Source organism: Hominimerdicola alba (assembly GCF_900112155.1).
GTDB lineage: Bacteria > Bacillota > Clostridia > Oscillospirales > Ruminococcaceae > Hominimerdicola > Hominimerdicola alba_D.
In genome coordinates, this window is record NZ_FOKQ01000063.1 from 1 (window position 1) to 14688 (window position 14688).

Sequence of the window (14688 nt, forward strand, 5' to 3'; positions counted from 1 at the left end):
GAGTATCTTCATCATGATATCCTCGGGTATGGCGCCATTCCACTTGCTTACTATCGTGTATTCTTCTTTTTGATAGATCTCATCTATAACATTGCTCAATACTCTGACAGTTGAGCTTTCTTCGATGTAGATCTCATAATTCATGTTAAGACGCACTTGACAATTTCTCATTTTTGTGGTACAATCCTTTCGTTGGTTTAATGGTTTTTGCAATTATATTATACCACAAAAAGAAGAGCTTGGCACTGTGCCAGGCTCTTTTTCTTTGTTGGGGCTGCAACAGCCCGTTGTCTTTTAGTAATACATATCAAATCCGTTTTCGAGGCAATCGGTATAGGTCTTGCCTGCTTCATAAAGTGCGGGGAGCATATAGTCCTTGTTGAAGCGTACAACAGGGATGCGGTCGTATGCGCGCATACCCATATGTACAAGTCCGCGTTCAAGCTGGGTGAGACATTCGAGAGTACCTCTGCCTGTGCCGCCTGCGCAGGCTATAAGTATACAGCGCTTTTCGGCAAGGGAATGACTGAATGTTGCATCACAGCGGCGGAGCCTGTCAAAGAAAGCTTTGAAACACTCGGTCATATCCGACCAGTAAACTGCACTTATCCACACGATTCCGTCTGCTTCTTTGAGAGTGTTATATATATCGGCAAAATCATCACCGATAACGCAGGAGCCATTTTTGTTGCAGGTGCCCCAGCCGTTTCCGCAGGCGCGGCAGTGTTCGATATTTTTGCTGTTCAGATGTATCTCACATACTTTTGCTCCTGCTTCGGCGATGCCTTTTGATATCTGATCTTTTGCAGATGCTGTCAGACCATTCGTGTTCGGGCTTGACCATATAACTGCGACTTTTTTCATGATAAGTCCTCCTTTGAGAATTCTTATTATGCTATTCTTTTATTGCGAGAAGTTTCTGCATATCATCATCGCTGATGATGAAATCAAGTTCGGTATTCTGCTTGATGAATTCTTCGTGGACGGATTTCGGCAAGGGAAGAGTGCCAAGCTGAAGGTCGAAACGGTTAGCAAGCTGTGAAACAGATACTCCGTATTTTTCTGCCATTTCGGCTATCTCTTCCTTGGCTGAAAGTCTGCCTGTTGCGTTTGGGGAGTAGCTTTCGACCAGAATATCATTCGCCTTGCAGAATTCAATAAGTTCATGCGGCACATGACCTATATGCACCCTTATCTGGTTTACCATGGGCTTTATCTTAGCGTTGTCTATGAGATTTTTAAGGTCATCGACGGAGAAATTCGATACACCGATAGCTTTTAGTTTTCCTGCTTCGTAAGCTTCTTCAAAAGCTTTCCATACGGCGAGATTTTCTTTGTTGTAGTTGTTGTTTGGGTCGCCGTCCCAGGGTCGTGGCCAGTGTATCAGCATAAGGTCGAGATAGGGGGTATCCAGTCTTTCGAGAGATTCGCTGATATGCCTTACCGCTTCATCGTAGGTCTTTATTTCAGCTGGAAGCTTTGATGTAACAAAATAGGAATCACGGGGTTTTCCACTGGCTTTCATGCCTTTTCCTACGCCAACTTCGTTGCCGTAGGCGATGGCGGTATCGATATGCAGATAGCCTAGCTCAAGAGCGTATTTTACTACTCTTTCAGCATCTTCGTTCGAGGTCTGCCATGTGCCGAGGGCTATTTTGGGTATGGTATTTCCGTTTGAAAGGGTGTAGTTTTCACGGTATATCATTGAATTCGCCTCCTGTTCGGGTGGTTATGGCAGGAACTTTCCTGAAGCCAGATAGAGTTCGTACCACTCGTGATGTGTAAGTTCAACTTTTGTGGAATCGCATATATCTTTAAGGTGATCGGGATTCATAGTGCCTGCGATAGCCTGCATTTTAGCGGGGTGTCTGAGTATCCATGCGATGGCGATGGCAGTTTTTGGTACACCGTACTTTTCACCCAGCTTTGCAAGAACTGCATTGAGTTCGGGATAATCGGGGTGGTCTACGAAACAGCCCTTGAACATACCTATCTGCAAAGGTGACCATGCCTGAATGGTGATATCGTGCAGGCGGCAGTAATCCAGAATGCCGTTGTCCCTGTCGGTGGAACGGTCGGTGGTGGTATTGTTGATGTATAGACCCGCATCTATCAGCTGTGACTGATCGAGAGAAAGCTGGAGCTGATTGAACACCAGGGGCTGTTTTACATACTTTTTCAGGAGTTCCAGCTGACCGGGAGTAACGTTGCTGACGCCGAAGTGTATTACCTTACCGCTCTTTTCCAGCATATCAAAACTCTCGGCTACCTCCTCGGGGTCGAACAGTACGTCTGGACGGTGAAGCAGAAGTACATCGAGATGATCGGTCTTCAGTCGTTTAAGACTGCCGTCAACGCTATCGAGGATATCCTTCTTAGTCCAGTCAAACTCGCCGCGGTCAAAATGAAGTCCGCATTTGCTCTGGAGAATAACATCTTCTCTTTTAAGACCTGTTAGGGGGAAAGCATCGCCGAAGCGTGTCTCGGCTTCACCTTCACCATAAACAGTGGCATGGTCATAGAAATTTATTCCCAGTTCAGCAGCGCAAGAGATCATTTTTGCCGCTTCATCAACGCTGAGAGCGGGCATTCTCATACAGCCGAGGATAATGCTGGATACGTTCTGAGGTCCGTTAACTACATTCTGAATTTTCATATAATATCGCTCCTTCTGTCACGAGCTGTAAAGCTCTTTCAGACTAAAAACTATGTTGGTATTATAGCATATCAACGATTTTAATAATATAAAAATACTCCTGAAAAAATTGTATAAAGCTATATTGTTTCGACTTGATATGATACACGTGAAATATTACGAACAAGGGTCAGAAGCTTTCTGCGGTTATCTGCTGACATGAGATCCAATATTGTTTTTACTGCATTTTTGTTCTGTATATACAGATGTGCTTCATCCAGATAGTTACAATAATTTATTTTGTTATTATATTTACGTAAACTATTGACAACATGAATGCTCTGTGTTATAATGTAAAACAAATAACAAATATCATGAAACGAAATATCTGCTGAAAGGGGTCGATGACTGTGCCTGTTAATACTGTTTTTTCTGTGAAAACAGGTGCTTTTTCCCCATTTATATAAGTTTATGAAAGCATACTGTCCGGGCAGCTGCTCTGTCGGTGTGCTTTTTATATTGCATTATTTTATTAGGAGGAAAGAAACATGACGAAAACTATCAAGAGAGCAGCTGCTGCACTTCTGGCGCTGGCAATTGCTGCGGGAACTATCCCTGTTGAGTTCGGTGCAAAGGGACTGTTAACAGTCAATGCAAGTGCTGAAGCTGGTGACATCACTGAGGTCGATACTGAAAAGGAAAAGACCGAAGAGGGATCTGAAGAAGTTCCCGAAGAACCTGTGATCGCTCCCAACACGTTCTATACTGTTGAAGAGTTCAATGCTGCAGAACCCGGAACAAATCCCACTTTGAAACTTCAGGAAAATTGTAACGGAACAATTACAGTTACCCGTGATGATGGTATTATCGATCTTAATGGATTTACCATCACAGGTTATCTCAATCTGCAAAACAGAAATGGTTCGCTTATCGTAAAGAATGGTTCAGTGGGCTGGCTTGATGATACTCCCGGCAATTGCTCTGATTATACTTATCCTGTAATACTTATAAATGTTACTGTGTATAACACTGTTTTTGGCGGCAACAGAAAGTTCTACTATGTAGGAAATACTACAGTAAGATCATTCGGATGGGAGAGCGGCTCGTTTGAAGCGGCTGATATCACAGGCTTCAATGCTATCGCTGATCCTGTTGCAAAGGAAGGTCTCGTTTACAACGGCGAGCCTCAGCTGCTTATCGATGATTCTTCTTTCAAGGGTACATTCGGTATCGTTCCCACAGCTGATGAGGAGCAGAGATATTTCACTTACTACTTCACCAGTGACGAGCAGGAGTCCGATACCTACGAAGCAGGTACTGTTGAGGACGGCGTTATCAATACCGAGTGCGAACCCCTCTATGCTGCTGATGCAGGCGAATACACCGTATACTATATTTGGAACTGTGATGGCGAGTACGAGGACGGCGTAGGAGCAAACAGCTTCACTGTGACTATCGAAAAAGCTGTTCCCGAGGTAACTGCACCTACTGCTAACGAGCTCACTTACAACGGCGAGGCTCAGGAGTTGGTAACAGCAGGTTATTCCACTTTTGGCAAGCTTTCTTACAGCCTTGATGGTGAGAATTTCAGTGAGGAGATACCCACTGCCACAGCTGCAGGCAAGTACACTGTATGGTACAAGGTAGAGGAGACAAATAACTGGGAAGCTTCCGAAGCTGATAGCATCGAAGTCACTGTTGACCACCTGTATACCAAGCACGAAAAAGCTGATGCGACTTGCACAGAAGACGGCGCGAAGGAAGATTACTGGACTAACGAGCTGGGCGAATTTTTCAGCGATGAAAAGGGCAAAAACGAGATCGACAGCTCAGTAGTTATACCCGCAAAGGGTCACAAGTATGATACCAAGGCTCCCGTTTGGACATGGACAGAGCGCGAAAATGGCTTTGATGTCAGCGTTCAGTTCAAGTGCAAGACCTGCGGAGATACCGAAGAAGTCAAGGCTGAAGTGAAGTCTGAGGACGACGGCAAGCAGACTACCTACACTGCTACTGCTGTTTTTGGTGAAAAGACCTATACCGATACAAAGAGTGTTGACGACACCTATACCGTTATAGTAAAGGGCGGCACTGTTGCAGAGGGTGAAAAGGATGTATACCTCTATGATGACCAGATAGTTTTAAAGGCAGAGGATACTCCCGCATTTGCAGGCTGGTATATCGATTCAGAACTTGTTTCCACTGAACAGTCTTATTGTCTGGCAGTTACAGGCGATACCGAGATCGAAGCTAAGTACGATGATAATTTCATTCTCGGTGATGTAAACAGCGACGGCAAGATAAACATAACCGACCTTTCAAAGGTCGCAGCTCATGTAAAAGGCAAAAGGATGCTCACCGCTGACCAGATCAGACGTGCAGATATAAACAGAGACGGCACTGTAAACGTAACTGATATGACAAAGATCGCTGCTCACATCAAGGGCAAAAAGCTGATCAAATAATCATCAGGTCAGGTAAAAAGAATAATTTTCAGGCACTTTTGTCATGGATTTGGCAGGGGTGCCTTTTTCTTGTCAAATACAGTTAAAAAATGTGGTTTTCAGAAAATATTATACTGCCAAAAACGGCAAATAGCAGTTTTAGCATAGTTAAAAATAAGACAAAATTACAATATTTGGTAAGCGATATTTCTGATTTTTACACTTCATACATCGTTGATTTTAATATTTTCGGATAAAATAAATAGATAAATTTTATAGTACTACACATTATGCACAAATGACATAAGGCTATTTACGGCTTCATAAGGCGATATGCTGTCATTTTTTAGTAAGCTTGTATATGTGTCACTTGACCATTTATTGCTCTTTTTTATAAGAATATGAAAATCTTTATCAATTTTTGTGCTTCTTGCTTATATTTATTGACATATTAATAGAATTATGGTAAGATTTATACAGACACCTAAAGGATGCGAAAGCAAATTTGGTGCAACTGAAATAACTTACAATGCGGCGCACGGAATATATCTTTGGTTGGATATGTCAAATTTGAAGGATCTGCCGCAGCGTAACTAACTAGGAGGTAATACTAATGAAAAAGAGAAAAATCTTAGCAACAATTGTTTCAGCAGCTATGCTCACAACTGCATTTGCAAGCTGCGGCAACACAGATGGCAACAGCGGCTCAAAGAAAGCCAAGAAAAATGCTGATGGTTCACAGGAGATCACCTGGATGTTCTGGGATGACTTGAACGCTACTGAGGATCTTATCTCGCTGGGCTACAAGGAGACTATCGAGAGATTCAACGAGGATTACAAGGGAACATATCACGTAACACCTATTACAACTAATCTTGAAGAGTACTACAACAATCTCAATGCTAAAGTTGCAGCAGGTGAGACACCTGATGTATTCATCGTAAGCCCTGGTCCTCAGCTGACTGACTATGTTGATCCCGGCGTTGCAGCTCCCCTTGATGACTATCTTGCAAAGGACGGCTGGAAGGATACCTTCACAAGTGACGCTGTATTCTCTCAGCAGACCTATGATGGAAAGATCTACGCTGTTCCGCTGAACACCGCTGCTGCTTGCTGCTTCTACAACACCGAGATGTTCGAGAAGGCTGGCGCTAAAGTTCCTACTACTTGGGAAGAGATGCTGGATGCTTGTGCTAAGCTCCAGGATGCAGGTTATACTCCTATAACAATTTCCGCAGGTACTGCATGGTGCCTCTCAATGGTAGCAGGTTATCTGTGTGAGGGTGAGGGCGTTGACCTTGCTGCTCTGGCAGATGGTACTGCTTCTTGGGAAGATGGTAAGCTTGAGAACGCTTGCAATAAGCTCCTCGACCTGTCCAAGTATTTCCAGAAGACAGCAGCAGGCGATACCAACGATGTTGCAACTGCAAACTTCTACAACGGCGAAGCTGCTATCCTTATCCAGGGTTCATGGGCTATCGGTCAGATCAACGGTGAGAATCCCGAGTTCGAGTCCAAGTGCGGCGTATTCCAGTTCCCCGGCGTTGACAGAGTTATCGCTAAGTCTGACTCTCTCTGCATGAGCGCTAAAACAGCTTGCCCCGATGGCGCAGCTGCACTCATCAAGTACTTCACTGATGATACTGCTCAGAAGTACACCGCTGAAAAGGGTGGTAAGATCCCTGTAACTAAGGTAGAGTACGACGCATCCGCAGCTCCTCAGCAGCTCGCTTATGTTATGGATGTATTCGGCGGCGCAAAGGGTACATTCGGTTTCTATAATGAGTCCATGCCTACTACCGAGACAGGTTCTCACTTTGATGACACTATGGTTTCTGTATTCCTCGGCGACTTGTCACCTAAGGATGCTGCTAAGGATATGGAAGAATTCTACGCTGCAAATTGCAGACAGTAAAATTTCGATCTATCACAAAGACGATATAGGGGCGCATATTACGCCTCTATATTGTTTTTAACGTTTCCCCTATTTTGAAAGGAGTTGATCCGTGATGGACAAAATGCTTAGGAACAAGAAAGCGATTGCTTTCTTTATGCTTCCTGCGTTTCTTTTGTTCACACTGGTGCTATTTGTACCGATCGTTCAGTCGGTGTATTATTCATTCTGTGAATATAGTGTACTCAAGCCACCAAAGTATATCGGGCTTGATAATTATAAGGCTATACTATCCGATAAAACGTTTGTTATTGCTTTAAAGAACTCAATGTTCTTCCTCGTTTTTTCATGTGTGTCGCAGCTTATTATAGGACTTTTCTATGCAGCGCTGCTTACAAACATCGAGAAAGGACGTAATTTATTCAAGAACATTATTTACCTTCCCTGCGTACTTTCATCGGCAGCACTTGGTCTGTTGTGGATGTTTATATTCCGTTCATCTTTCGGTCTCAATCATATACTTGAAAAGATCGGAATTAAAGATCCTCCTATGTGGCTTATGGATACCAAGGGCGCTATCATACTCCCTATGTGGGTTATAGCTTTTGTTGCTCTGTGGCAGTATGTAGGTCAGTCAATGATGCTTTATATGGCTCAGATATCCGGTATAAGCAAGTCCCTTATGGAGGCAAGCTATATCGACGGATGTACAAAGCCCATGACATTCAGATATGTCACCCTTCCGCTTATAAAGCCCATGGTAGCAACTGCTATGTCGCTGAATGCCATCGGTTCGCTGAAATTCTTCGATCTTATATTCAACATGACCGAAGGTGGTCCTAACCATAAAACGGAGGTACTTGCAACTCACCTCTATCAGCAGGGCTTCAAGTTCTCAAAATACGGCTATGCAAGTGCTATAGGCGTTGTACTGCTCATTCTCTGTCTGGCAGTAACATTATTCATCAATAAGGTCGTTAAGACCGAGCAGTATGAGATGTAAGGAGGTACAGCTTAATGAGTTCTTTAAAAAATGGAGCTGCAGCAGCGGATCCTTCTTCCCAAAAAAAGATCACTCCTGTGCAGATACTGATATATGTATTCCTGGCAGTGATAGCCGTAACATATCTGTTACCCCTGCTTTGGATGTTCAACGTTTCGTTCAAAACTAACAGGGAGATTTTTACCGCTCCTTTTGCACTTCCTAAGAATGTTACATTTGATAACTATTCATTTGCGTGGACAGCAGGTAATCTGGGTTCAGCGACGCTCAATTCTTTCATTGTGTGTGTTGTTTCATTGATACTCGGTTTGCTCGTTGGTTCGATGGCAGCATTCGGTATCTCACGTCTGAAATGGAAAGGTTCTAAGCTTGCGATGACTTATTTCCTCACAGGTATGATGATTCCTATCCACTGCGTGCTTATCCCCCTGTTCACAAGATTTGCAAAGATCACACAATTTGTGAATAATCTGGGATTTGAGAATTTCCATCTCACAAACTCCCTTACAAGCCTTGTCCTTCCTTATCTTACATTCTCACTTCCTATTACGATATTCATTATGGAAGGCTTCTTCTCAAGTATGCCTAATGAGCTTATCGAATGTGCTTGTATGGAGGGCGCGAATATCTTCCAGATATTCTTCAAGATATGTTTGCCTCTCGGCAGAACAGGTCTTTTTGTAACTGGTCTGATGACTTTTGTCGGCAACTGGAACGAACTGCTTCTTGCGATGGTATTCATCTCCGATGATGCTAAAAAGACTCTGCCCGTATCTCTGTCGAAGTTCGTTGGTCCATATAATACCAACTATTCACAGATGTTTGCGGCTATCATGATAGCTGTCATCCCGACTATCATAGTTTACTGCGCATTCTCCAATAAGATCGTTGATGGTCTTACTGCAGGCGCTGTAAAGGGTTGATACCTGTTTTATCTGGTACTTAAAAAGAATATTCAGGACACCTCTGCTGCTTGGCAACAGAGGTGTCCTTTTTGTATGATACGCTGAAAGTTCTATAGCTTTAGAATAGTTTTCTGTGTACATTAAATTGGATTGATCTAGACAAAAAATATTTAAAGGTATTGTATTATTTACAAAATTATGATATAATATAATTTAGTTTAAAACGGTGAATATTTGAAATTTGTTAGATTTTTAACTATCGCTGTGATCGTGTGATGGATACAGCATAATTATAAGTCGGGGCATGATATTTTTCAGAACAATGACCATGACGATAAAAAAGATTAAGCGGAGGAGCAAACAATGAAAAAAAGCATATCGATCGTTACAGCACTTGCTGCACTGCTTTCGTGCTGTAGTATGACAGCAATTGCGGAGACTTCGCCGAAGCCTGCAGATGTAGATGAGACTGTTTATTCACAGCTTTTGAAAGAAAAATATTTGTATGACAGTAATTCCGACGGAGTTATTACAGACGATGAACTTGCAAAGGCATACCAGCTTTATATTGACCTTGACGGAATTTCTGATCTGTCCTGGGTATCAAAAATGAAATCCTGTGAATATGTGGTCGTTAGTAATGGATCTATCACAGATTTTTCTCCGCTGAAAAAAATGCCTGCACTGAGAGAGCTGGATATGAGAGAAGTGCCTATTACTGATATTTCTTTTATTTATGATCTGGATCTTGATTACTGCTGGTTTTATAAAATGGATCAGATCACACCGGAACAGCGGTTAGAAGTGGTTCGGTTTTTTGACCTCGAATTACCTGCAGGTACTTCTGCCAAGATCGAATGTAAGCCAAAAGGATTTGTGGATTATGATCTTTCGATAGCTGATAAGGATACTGCTGTATTCATTGACGGCACAACATCTACTAATAATGTTGATGAAGATGTCTATGGCAATTCTGTAGGCAAAACAACTTACACTGTATCTGTGGATGGAAAAGATTATTATACAAGAAATATCGTAGTTAAAGATCCCCATGAGGCATATGATCCCAGTCTCAGTAATACAGTTATCGAGAATTTTGAAGTAGGATACAGCTCCTACTACAATCCCGATACTGAAAAAGGAAGCAGCGATCTAGTTGCTCTCCTTAATGGAACTCTGTATACTATCAAGGGCACGGGATTCAAAGCTGTTGAAACTGATGTAGCAGACTATGAGCACTATTATGAGCGTACTTACAACAAAGACTATAACTATGCGGATATGGTTCTGAAAAATAACGGTACGCTGCTTGTTAATGGCGAAAAGATCACAGATATCAAGGTCAAGGCAATGCGCAGCGGTTATTTCCTTGGTAAGGATGGCAGCATCTACACCCTTGTTTCAAAGGGTAACGGATTTACCACAGCTGCAGTAGCAACTGATTCAAAGGGCTGGATAGACAGCTGTGAGCCTTTCTATATATCAAAGGACGGAAATATAAAGTATTACAGCAAGAGACTGATCTCTGATGGCAGGATAAACGCGTATACAGGCAACACCAATATAGGCGAACCTGTCAGCGCTTTCGGTCTTGGTTCTTCTTGTTTTGTATTGGACAGTATCGGCACACTCTATGAGATAAGTTATTCAAGTTCTTTATCAAAAGAGAAAATAGCTGATAGTGTTGTATCTGTTCAGCCGTCCGATGACGGTTCATGCGCTGTGTACACCAAAAAAGACGGTACAGTAGCACAGAAACAAAGAAGCGGTTATTCCAATACTGACGAAGGGGCAAATGTCGGCTTAAATGTTGGCACTTTCTATATTCACGAGTATCAGTCTCGTGGTATCAGTGAAAATGATGCAGTTTTTGATTATTACATTGACAAGGAAAGGACCATGCGTTTGTTATTCCTCGGTGACTGGTGCGGTCTGACCAATGTTGAGAGTGCGATAGGCTCCACATATGATAAAAAACAGGATCATGGATATGTGTATTTCCTGCGTACTGACGGAAGCGTCTGGAGATATGATCTTGATGACAAGTATTGGCAGAAGGTACTTTCAGGAACAATACCGGTGTCGATAGAAAAAAAGTATGTTAAAGGTGATGTTGATGGCGATGGCGAACTCACCATATTAGATATTGCACTGGTTGAGAGATTTATCGCACAGAATACAGGATATATTCCTGACAGAAAGTATAATGTTTATCTTCCGAACAGGGGAGCAGGGGATATATACAAAGATAACAAGATCAATGCAATAGATCTTGAATTTATGAAAAAAGAACTGCTGAAGTCTAAGAAAGGTAATAAATGATTTACGGAGATCAAGTGTATAGCAGAATTGCAGCTATGGTATTCTGAATATATAGATTCAACAACTGAAAAAGCACATTTCCGAACCGCTTATGCGGCCCGGAAATGTGCTTTTGTTTTTGAGTTTTTTGGAGTTTGGGGTTATTTCACATAGCCGGAAAGTCCGGATATCGACTGATTCTTTATAGCCTGAGCTACAAGACCTGCCACGATGTTGGCACCCTTTTCACAGAAGTGTGTGCCGTCTGTTGAACCTTGTACAGCACCCATCAGGTGATAGGAAAGTGCTGTGTTGTAGCCAACCGAGTTGTAGTGGTTGACCATGATGGTGTTCAGGTCGATACAGGGGATACTGTACTTGCTTGCAAGTTTCTTGCAGGCGTTGCAGTAATCGGTGTAGCTGTTGGTGAATCTTCCTGAGCCGCTGTTATATGCGCCCATGCCGATAACAGTAGTAACAAGTATTGGTGTAGCACCCTTAGCCTTGGCGCCGTTTATAAACTGGGTCATGTACCATTCATAGGAACCATCGCTGGGATAATCTACGTTTCCGCAGATAGGTGCGTATCTGTCTGCATTGGATTTGCCTGCGTCGTTGATAGCGAACTGAATCAGTACGTAGTCGCCTGCTTTTAGGCTGTCTGCAAGGCTCTGCCATCTGCCTTCGTCGTAAGCTTTCTTACTGCTTCTGCCAGCCATGGAGCGGTTATCTACATTTACATTTCCGTTGAAATAGTTTGCCAGATAATAGCCCCAGCCCTGCTGAGGAGCGTAGCTTGCGCGGTAGGACTGAACAGTAGAGTCACCCAGTATGAATACTGTGGGATTATTGTTGTAAGTCTGCTGATTGTTGTTGGGGTCGTAAGTCTCGGCATAAGGCTCGTCGGTTTTTATGAGAGATATATAGTCGAGGTTGGGGCCGCCCTTGCCTGAAACAGTGGAAACCATTTTGATTGTATTGATGCCTTTTACAAGGGGAAGCACTATGCCGAATTCATTCCATGAAGTCCAAGCGCCCGTGCCGGGGAAGGATTGCAGCCAGAAACGGCTGGTGTCACCGTTTACATATATCTTCATGGGTCTGTCTTCGGAGGTTCCGTTTGCAAAACGGATATGGGTCATATAGTTGCCTGTCTGGTTTGCGTTTACTGTGAATGTGATGTTGCTGGTATCGGTATTATCGAGATTTATATAGCCATTCGGATTTGTGTAACCTGAATTTGTTGTCTCGATAATTGCTTCTGACCATGTCTGATCTATTGCGTAATAGACCTGTTCAGAATATTGTTCATTCTGGTTGTTATCTGTGAACTGCGCTCTTCGCCCTGTGAGGTATTCCTGCATTATCTGTACATCTGTGCCGTTCACAGCATTATCGCCGTTGAGGTCACATACAGAAGTCGGTACGGAATTGTACTTTGAGGAATTATTTGCTATGCGCTGGAGTTCAACAAGGTCAAGGATATCGATCACACCGTCTGTATTGATATCGCCTACTCTGGACTGTACCTGTACAGGCTGAGGATCAGGATCGGGATCAACAGAAGCTGTTGTCTTTTCAGCTGTCCATCTCTGGCACTTGTTGTAGGTCATGCCCCACTGCTGAACGTTTGCGCCTGCTGAAGTGCTTGCAGAATCAACTTCAACAAAGCACGCATCTCTTGAAGAACGTGTGGATATGTAGTAACTGCCGTCACCCAGCTTGGTGAACTGGAAGAGCATCATGCTGTCACTGCCTGAATATGGAACAAGTTCGACATTGCCGCCGTTAGAGCCTGACATGGCTTTCAGGACATAGTCGGGATTTGCAGCTGAGCGTATATAGTAATATGTAGTGCCGTTATTGAAAGGGGTGAGTTTCCACTTCTGGTTGTTCTGACCGTTTGAAGTCCACTGCTGGATATTTGTACCCGATTCCATTTTGCCGCCTGCAACGTCCATCACAAGACCGCTGTTCATGTTCTTGAAAGTGTAGTATGTGCTTGTATCCATTGCGGTATCGCCGATATTCATGAGACCGGCAACCAGCTCGGCATTTTTCTGAGCGCCCATGGCACTCTGGTGAAGATCGTCGTTAGATGCATAGTATGGAGTCATCGCATCGTATCCGCCTGAGTTAAAACCGAAGTTCTGCCATGCTGTGAAGAGGTCAACAACCTGGACATTCTGCTCCTTGCCTATGGTATCAAGCTGTGAGCCGAACCATCTGCCTGTCAGCTTGGGATTGCGGTTCATGTCACCGTGACGACCCTGCTGTTTTACAAGAATGACGTTCATACCCTTGGCTTTTGCTTCTTTTACCATGCTGGTCACAACGCTGTAGTATTCGTCAGAATTGGAATAGTTGGTGTCGTTTATACCGATGGAGATGATGTAATAATCTCCCGCCTTGCCGTAATACTTTATGGGTGCGAACTGTCCGTCCTGATAAAAGCCCTTGGCATACTGTCCGCTTGAAGCCAGATTTCGGACTTCAAAGACATTGGTGTTCACATAGTTGTTAAGATATTGCCCCCAGCCGTGCTGTTTATCATCTGAGGTGTTGTAGTAGTTAGCAACGGTGGAATCTCCGCATATCCAGATAGTCGGCTTCATCTCGCCTGTGGTATTCAGCTGAGTTATTTCAATAGCTGATATGGTGTAATCAGCATTGTTCATGCCTGCCACAGCTGAAATATTCAGCTGACCGTCTGTTACAGGGACTTGTATGGTCTCCGTGGCGTTTGTGCCTGTGAGGTTTATCATCTGTAGCATACCCTCTACTTTTATAGTAGTACGCGGGCTGTTGCCTGTTGTGACTGTCAGCTGATAAAGACCTCTGGGGAGATCGACATTGAAAGTACCTCCCGTGAATTTTACGGCATCGGAAAGTGCACCGTAACCTCCTGCACTTACGTTTGAAACGCTTCCCGAAAATCCGTAGCCCCTGGAACTGTTGTAGCCGTCATAAGCGGAAACCCCTGTATATCCGCTTGCCGCTCCATTGCCGCCAAGGTCGAATTTCCAGTTGGCCGTTGCAGCAGAAGCTTTTATAGCCGTGCCTGCCGAAAGACCCGAAAAAGCCGAAAGTGCCATCATTGCTGAGGTCACACCGCTCAGCACACGGGAAGTGCGTGACACTTTCTTTCTGTGAAACAGATTCATTCAAATACCTCCTCAAAATATCTTGTAAAATCTCGTAAATACTCGCGAAATCTCAGTATTTCATAAAGTTATGTTCAAGAAATGAACCAAGTTATGGATGATCCAAAGCATTGAATGCCGGATTTAACGTTATCAGGGTATAGCAAACAAAACGTCTTGAGAGATCTGTTTTGACAGCCTTGATGCGACCCATATCCGTTACGGCAGCAAACCTCCTCTGTCCAACGGGATCATTCGTCACGTGAAGTCCCAACTTCCTTCGTTCTGCCTATCCATAACAGGGCGTCGGCGCAGCTCCATTGCGAGGTCATGCCCCTTGGTAATAATTCCTGCCGACTGCCG

9 protein-coding genes are annotated in these 14688 nt (G+C 43.6%); 5 read left to right on the forward strand and 4 right to left on the reverse strand.

Annotation, left to right across the window (positions count from 1 at the left end; all coding sequences use genetic code 11):
• Positions 1 to 294: 294 nt before the first annotated feature.
• From BM265_RS18295 to BM265_RS18305, 3 genes are read right to left on the reverse strand one after another with little or no spacing between them, the layout of a single operon-like run.
• Entirely contained in the window at positions 295 to 864 is a 570-nt protein-coding gene (locus BM265_RS18295) for a flavodoxin family protein (RefSeq protein WP_074963389.1), read from the reverse strand.
• 31 nt (positions 865 to 895) lie between these two features.
• Positions 896 to 1705 carry an aldo/keto reductase gene (locus BM265_RS18300; RefSeq protein WP_074963390.1) on the reverse strand — a complete coding sequence of 270 codons (810 nt, stop codon included), beginning with the start codon at positions 1703 to 1705 and terminating at the stop codon, positions 896 to 898.
• 24 nt (positions 1706 to 1729) lie between these two features.
• Positions 1730 to 2656: an aldo/keto reductase gene (locus BM265_RS18305; RefSeq protein WP_074963391.1), complete on the reverse strand. Its 927-nt coding sequence runs from the start codon at positions 2654 to 2656 to the stop codon at positions 1730 to 1732.
• Between the two features lie 527 nt (positions 2657 to 3183).
• Between BM265_RS18305 and BM265_RS20800 the strand changes: the two genes are divergently transcribed.
• The 5 genes from BM265_RS20800 to BM265_RS18330 all read left to right on the forward strand — a co-directional run bounded on the left by BM265_RS20800 (position 3184) and on the right by BM265_RS18330 (position 11203).
• The gene (locus BM265_RS20800; protein ID WP_143098781.1) at positions 3184 to 5100 is read left to right on the forward strand and encodes a dockerin type I repeat-containing protein; all 1917 of its coding nucleotides are present in this window, start codon (positions 3184 to 3186) and stop codon (positions 5098 to 5100) included.
• Between the two features lie 592 nt (positions 5101 to 5692).
• Entirely contained in the window at positions 5693 to 6994 is a 1302-nt protein-coding gene (locus tag BM265_RS18315) for an ABC transporter substrate-binding protein (protein ID WP_074963392.1), read from the forward strand.
• 94 nt (positions 6995 to 7088) lie between these two features.
• Positions 7089 to 7976: a carbohydrate ABC transporter permease gene (locus tag BM265_RS18320; RefSeq protein WP_074963393.1), complete on the forward strand. Its 888-nt coding sequence runs from the start codon at positions 7089 to 7091 to the stop codon at positions 7974 to 7976.
• Positions 7977 to 7990: 14 nt separating this feature from the next.
• A complete protein-coding gene (locus BM265_RS18325) occupies positions 7991 to 8899 on the forward strand; it encodes a carbohydrate ABC transporter permease (RefSeq protein WP_074963394.1) in 909 nt (302 codons plus the stop codon).
• Between the two features lie 345 nt (positions 8900 to 9244).
• Positions 9245 to 11203: a dockerin type I domain-containing protein gene (locus BM265_RS18330; protein WP_074963395.1), complete on the forward strand. Its 1959-nt coding sequence runs from the start codon at positions 9245 to 9247 to the stop codon at positions 11201 to 11203.
• A gap of 140 nt (positions 11204 to 11343) precedes the next feature.
• Here BM265_RS18330 and BM265_RS18335 read toward each other — a convergent pair whose 3' ends face one another.
• Entirely contained in the window at positions 11344 to 14346 is a 3003-nt protein-coding gene (locus tag BM265_RS18335) for a GDSL-type esterase/lipase family protein (RefSeq protein WP_074963396.1), read from the reverse strand.
• Positions 14347 to 14688: the final 342 nt, after the last annotated feature.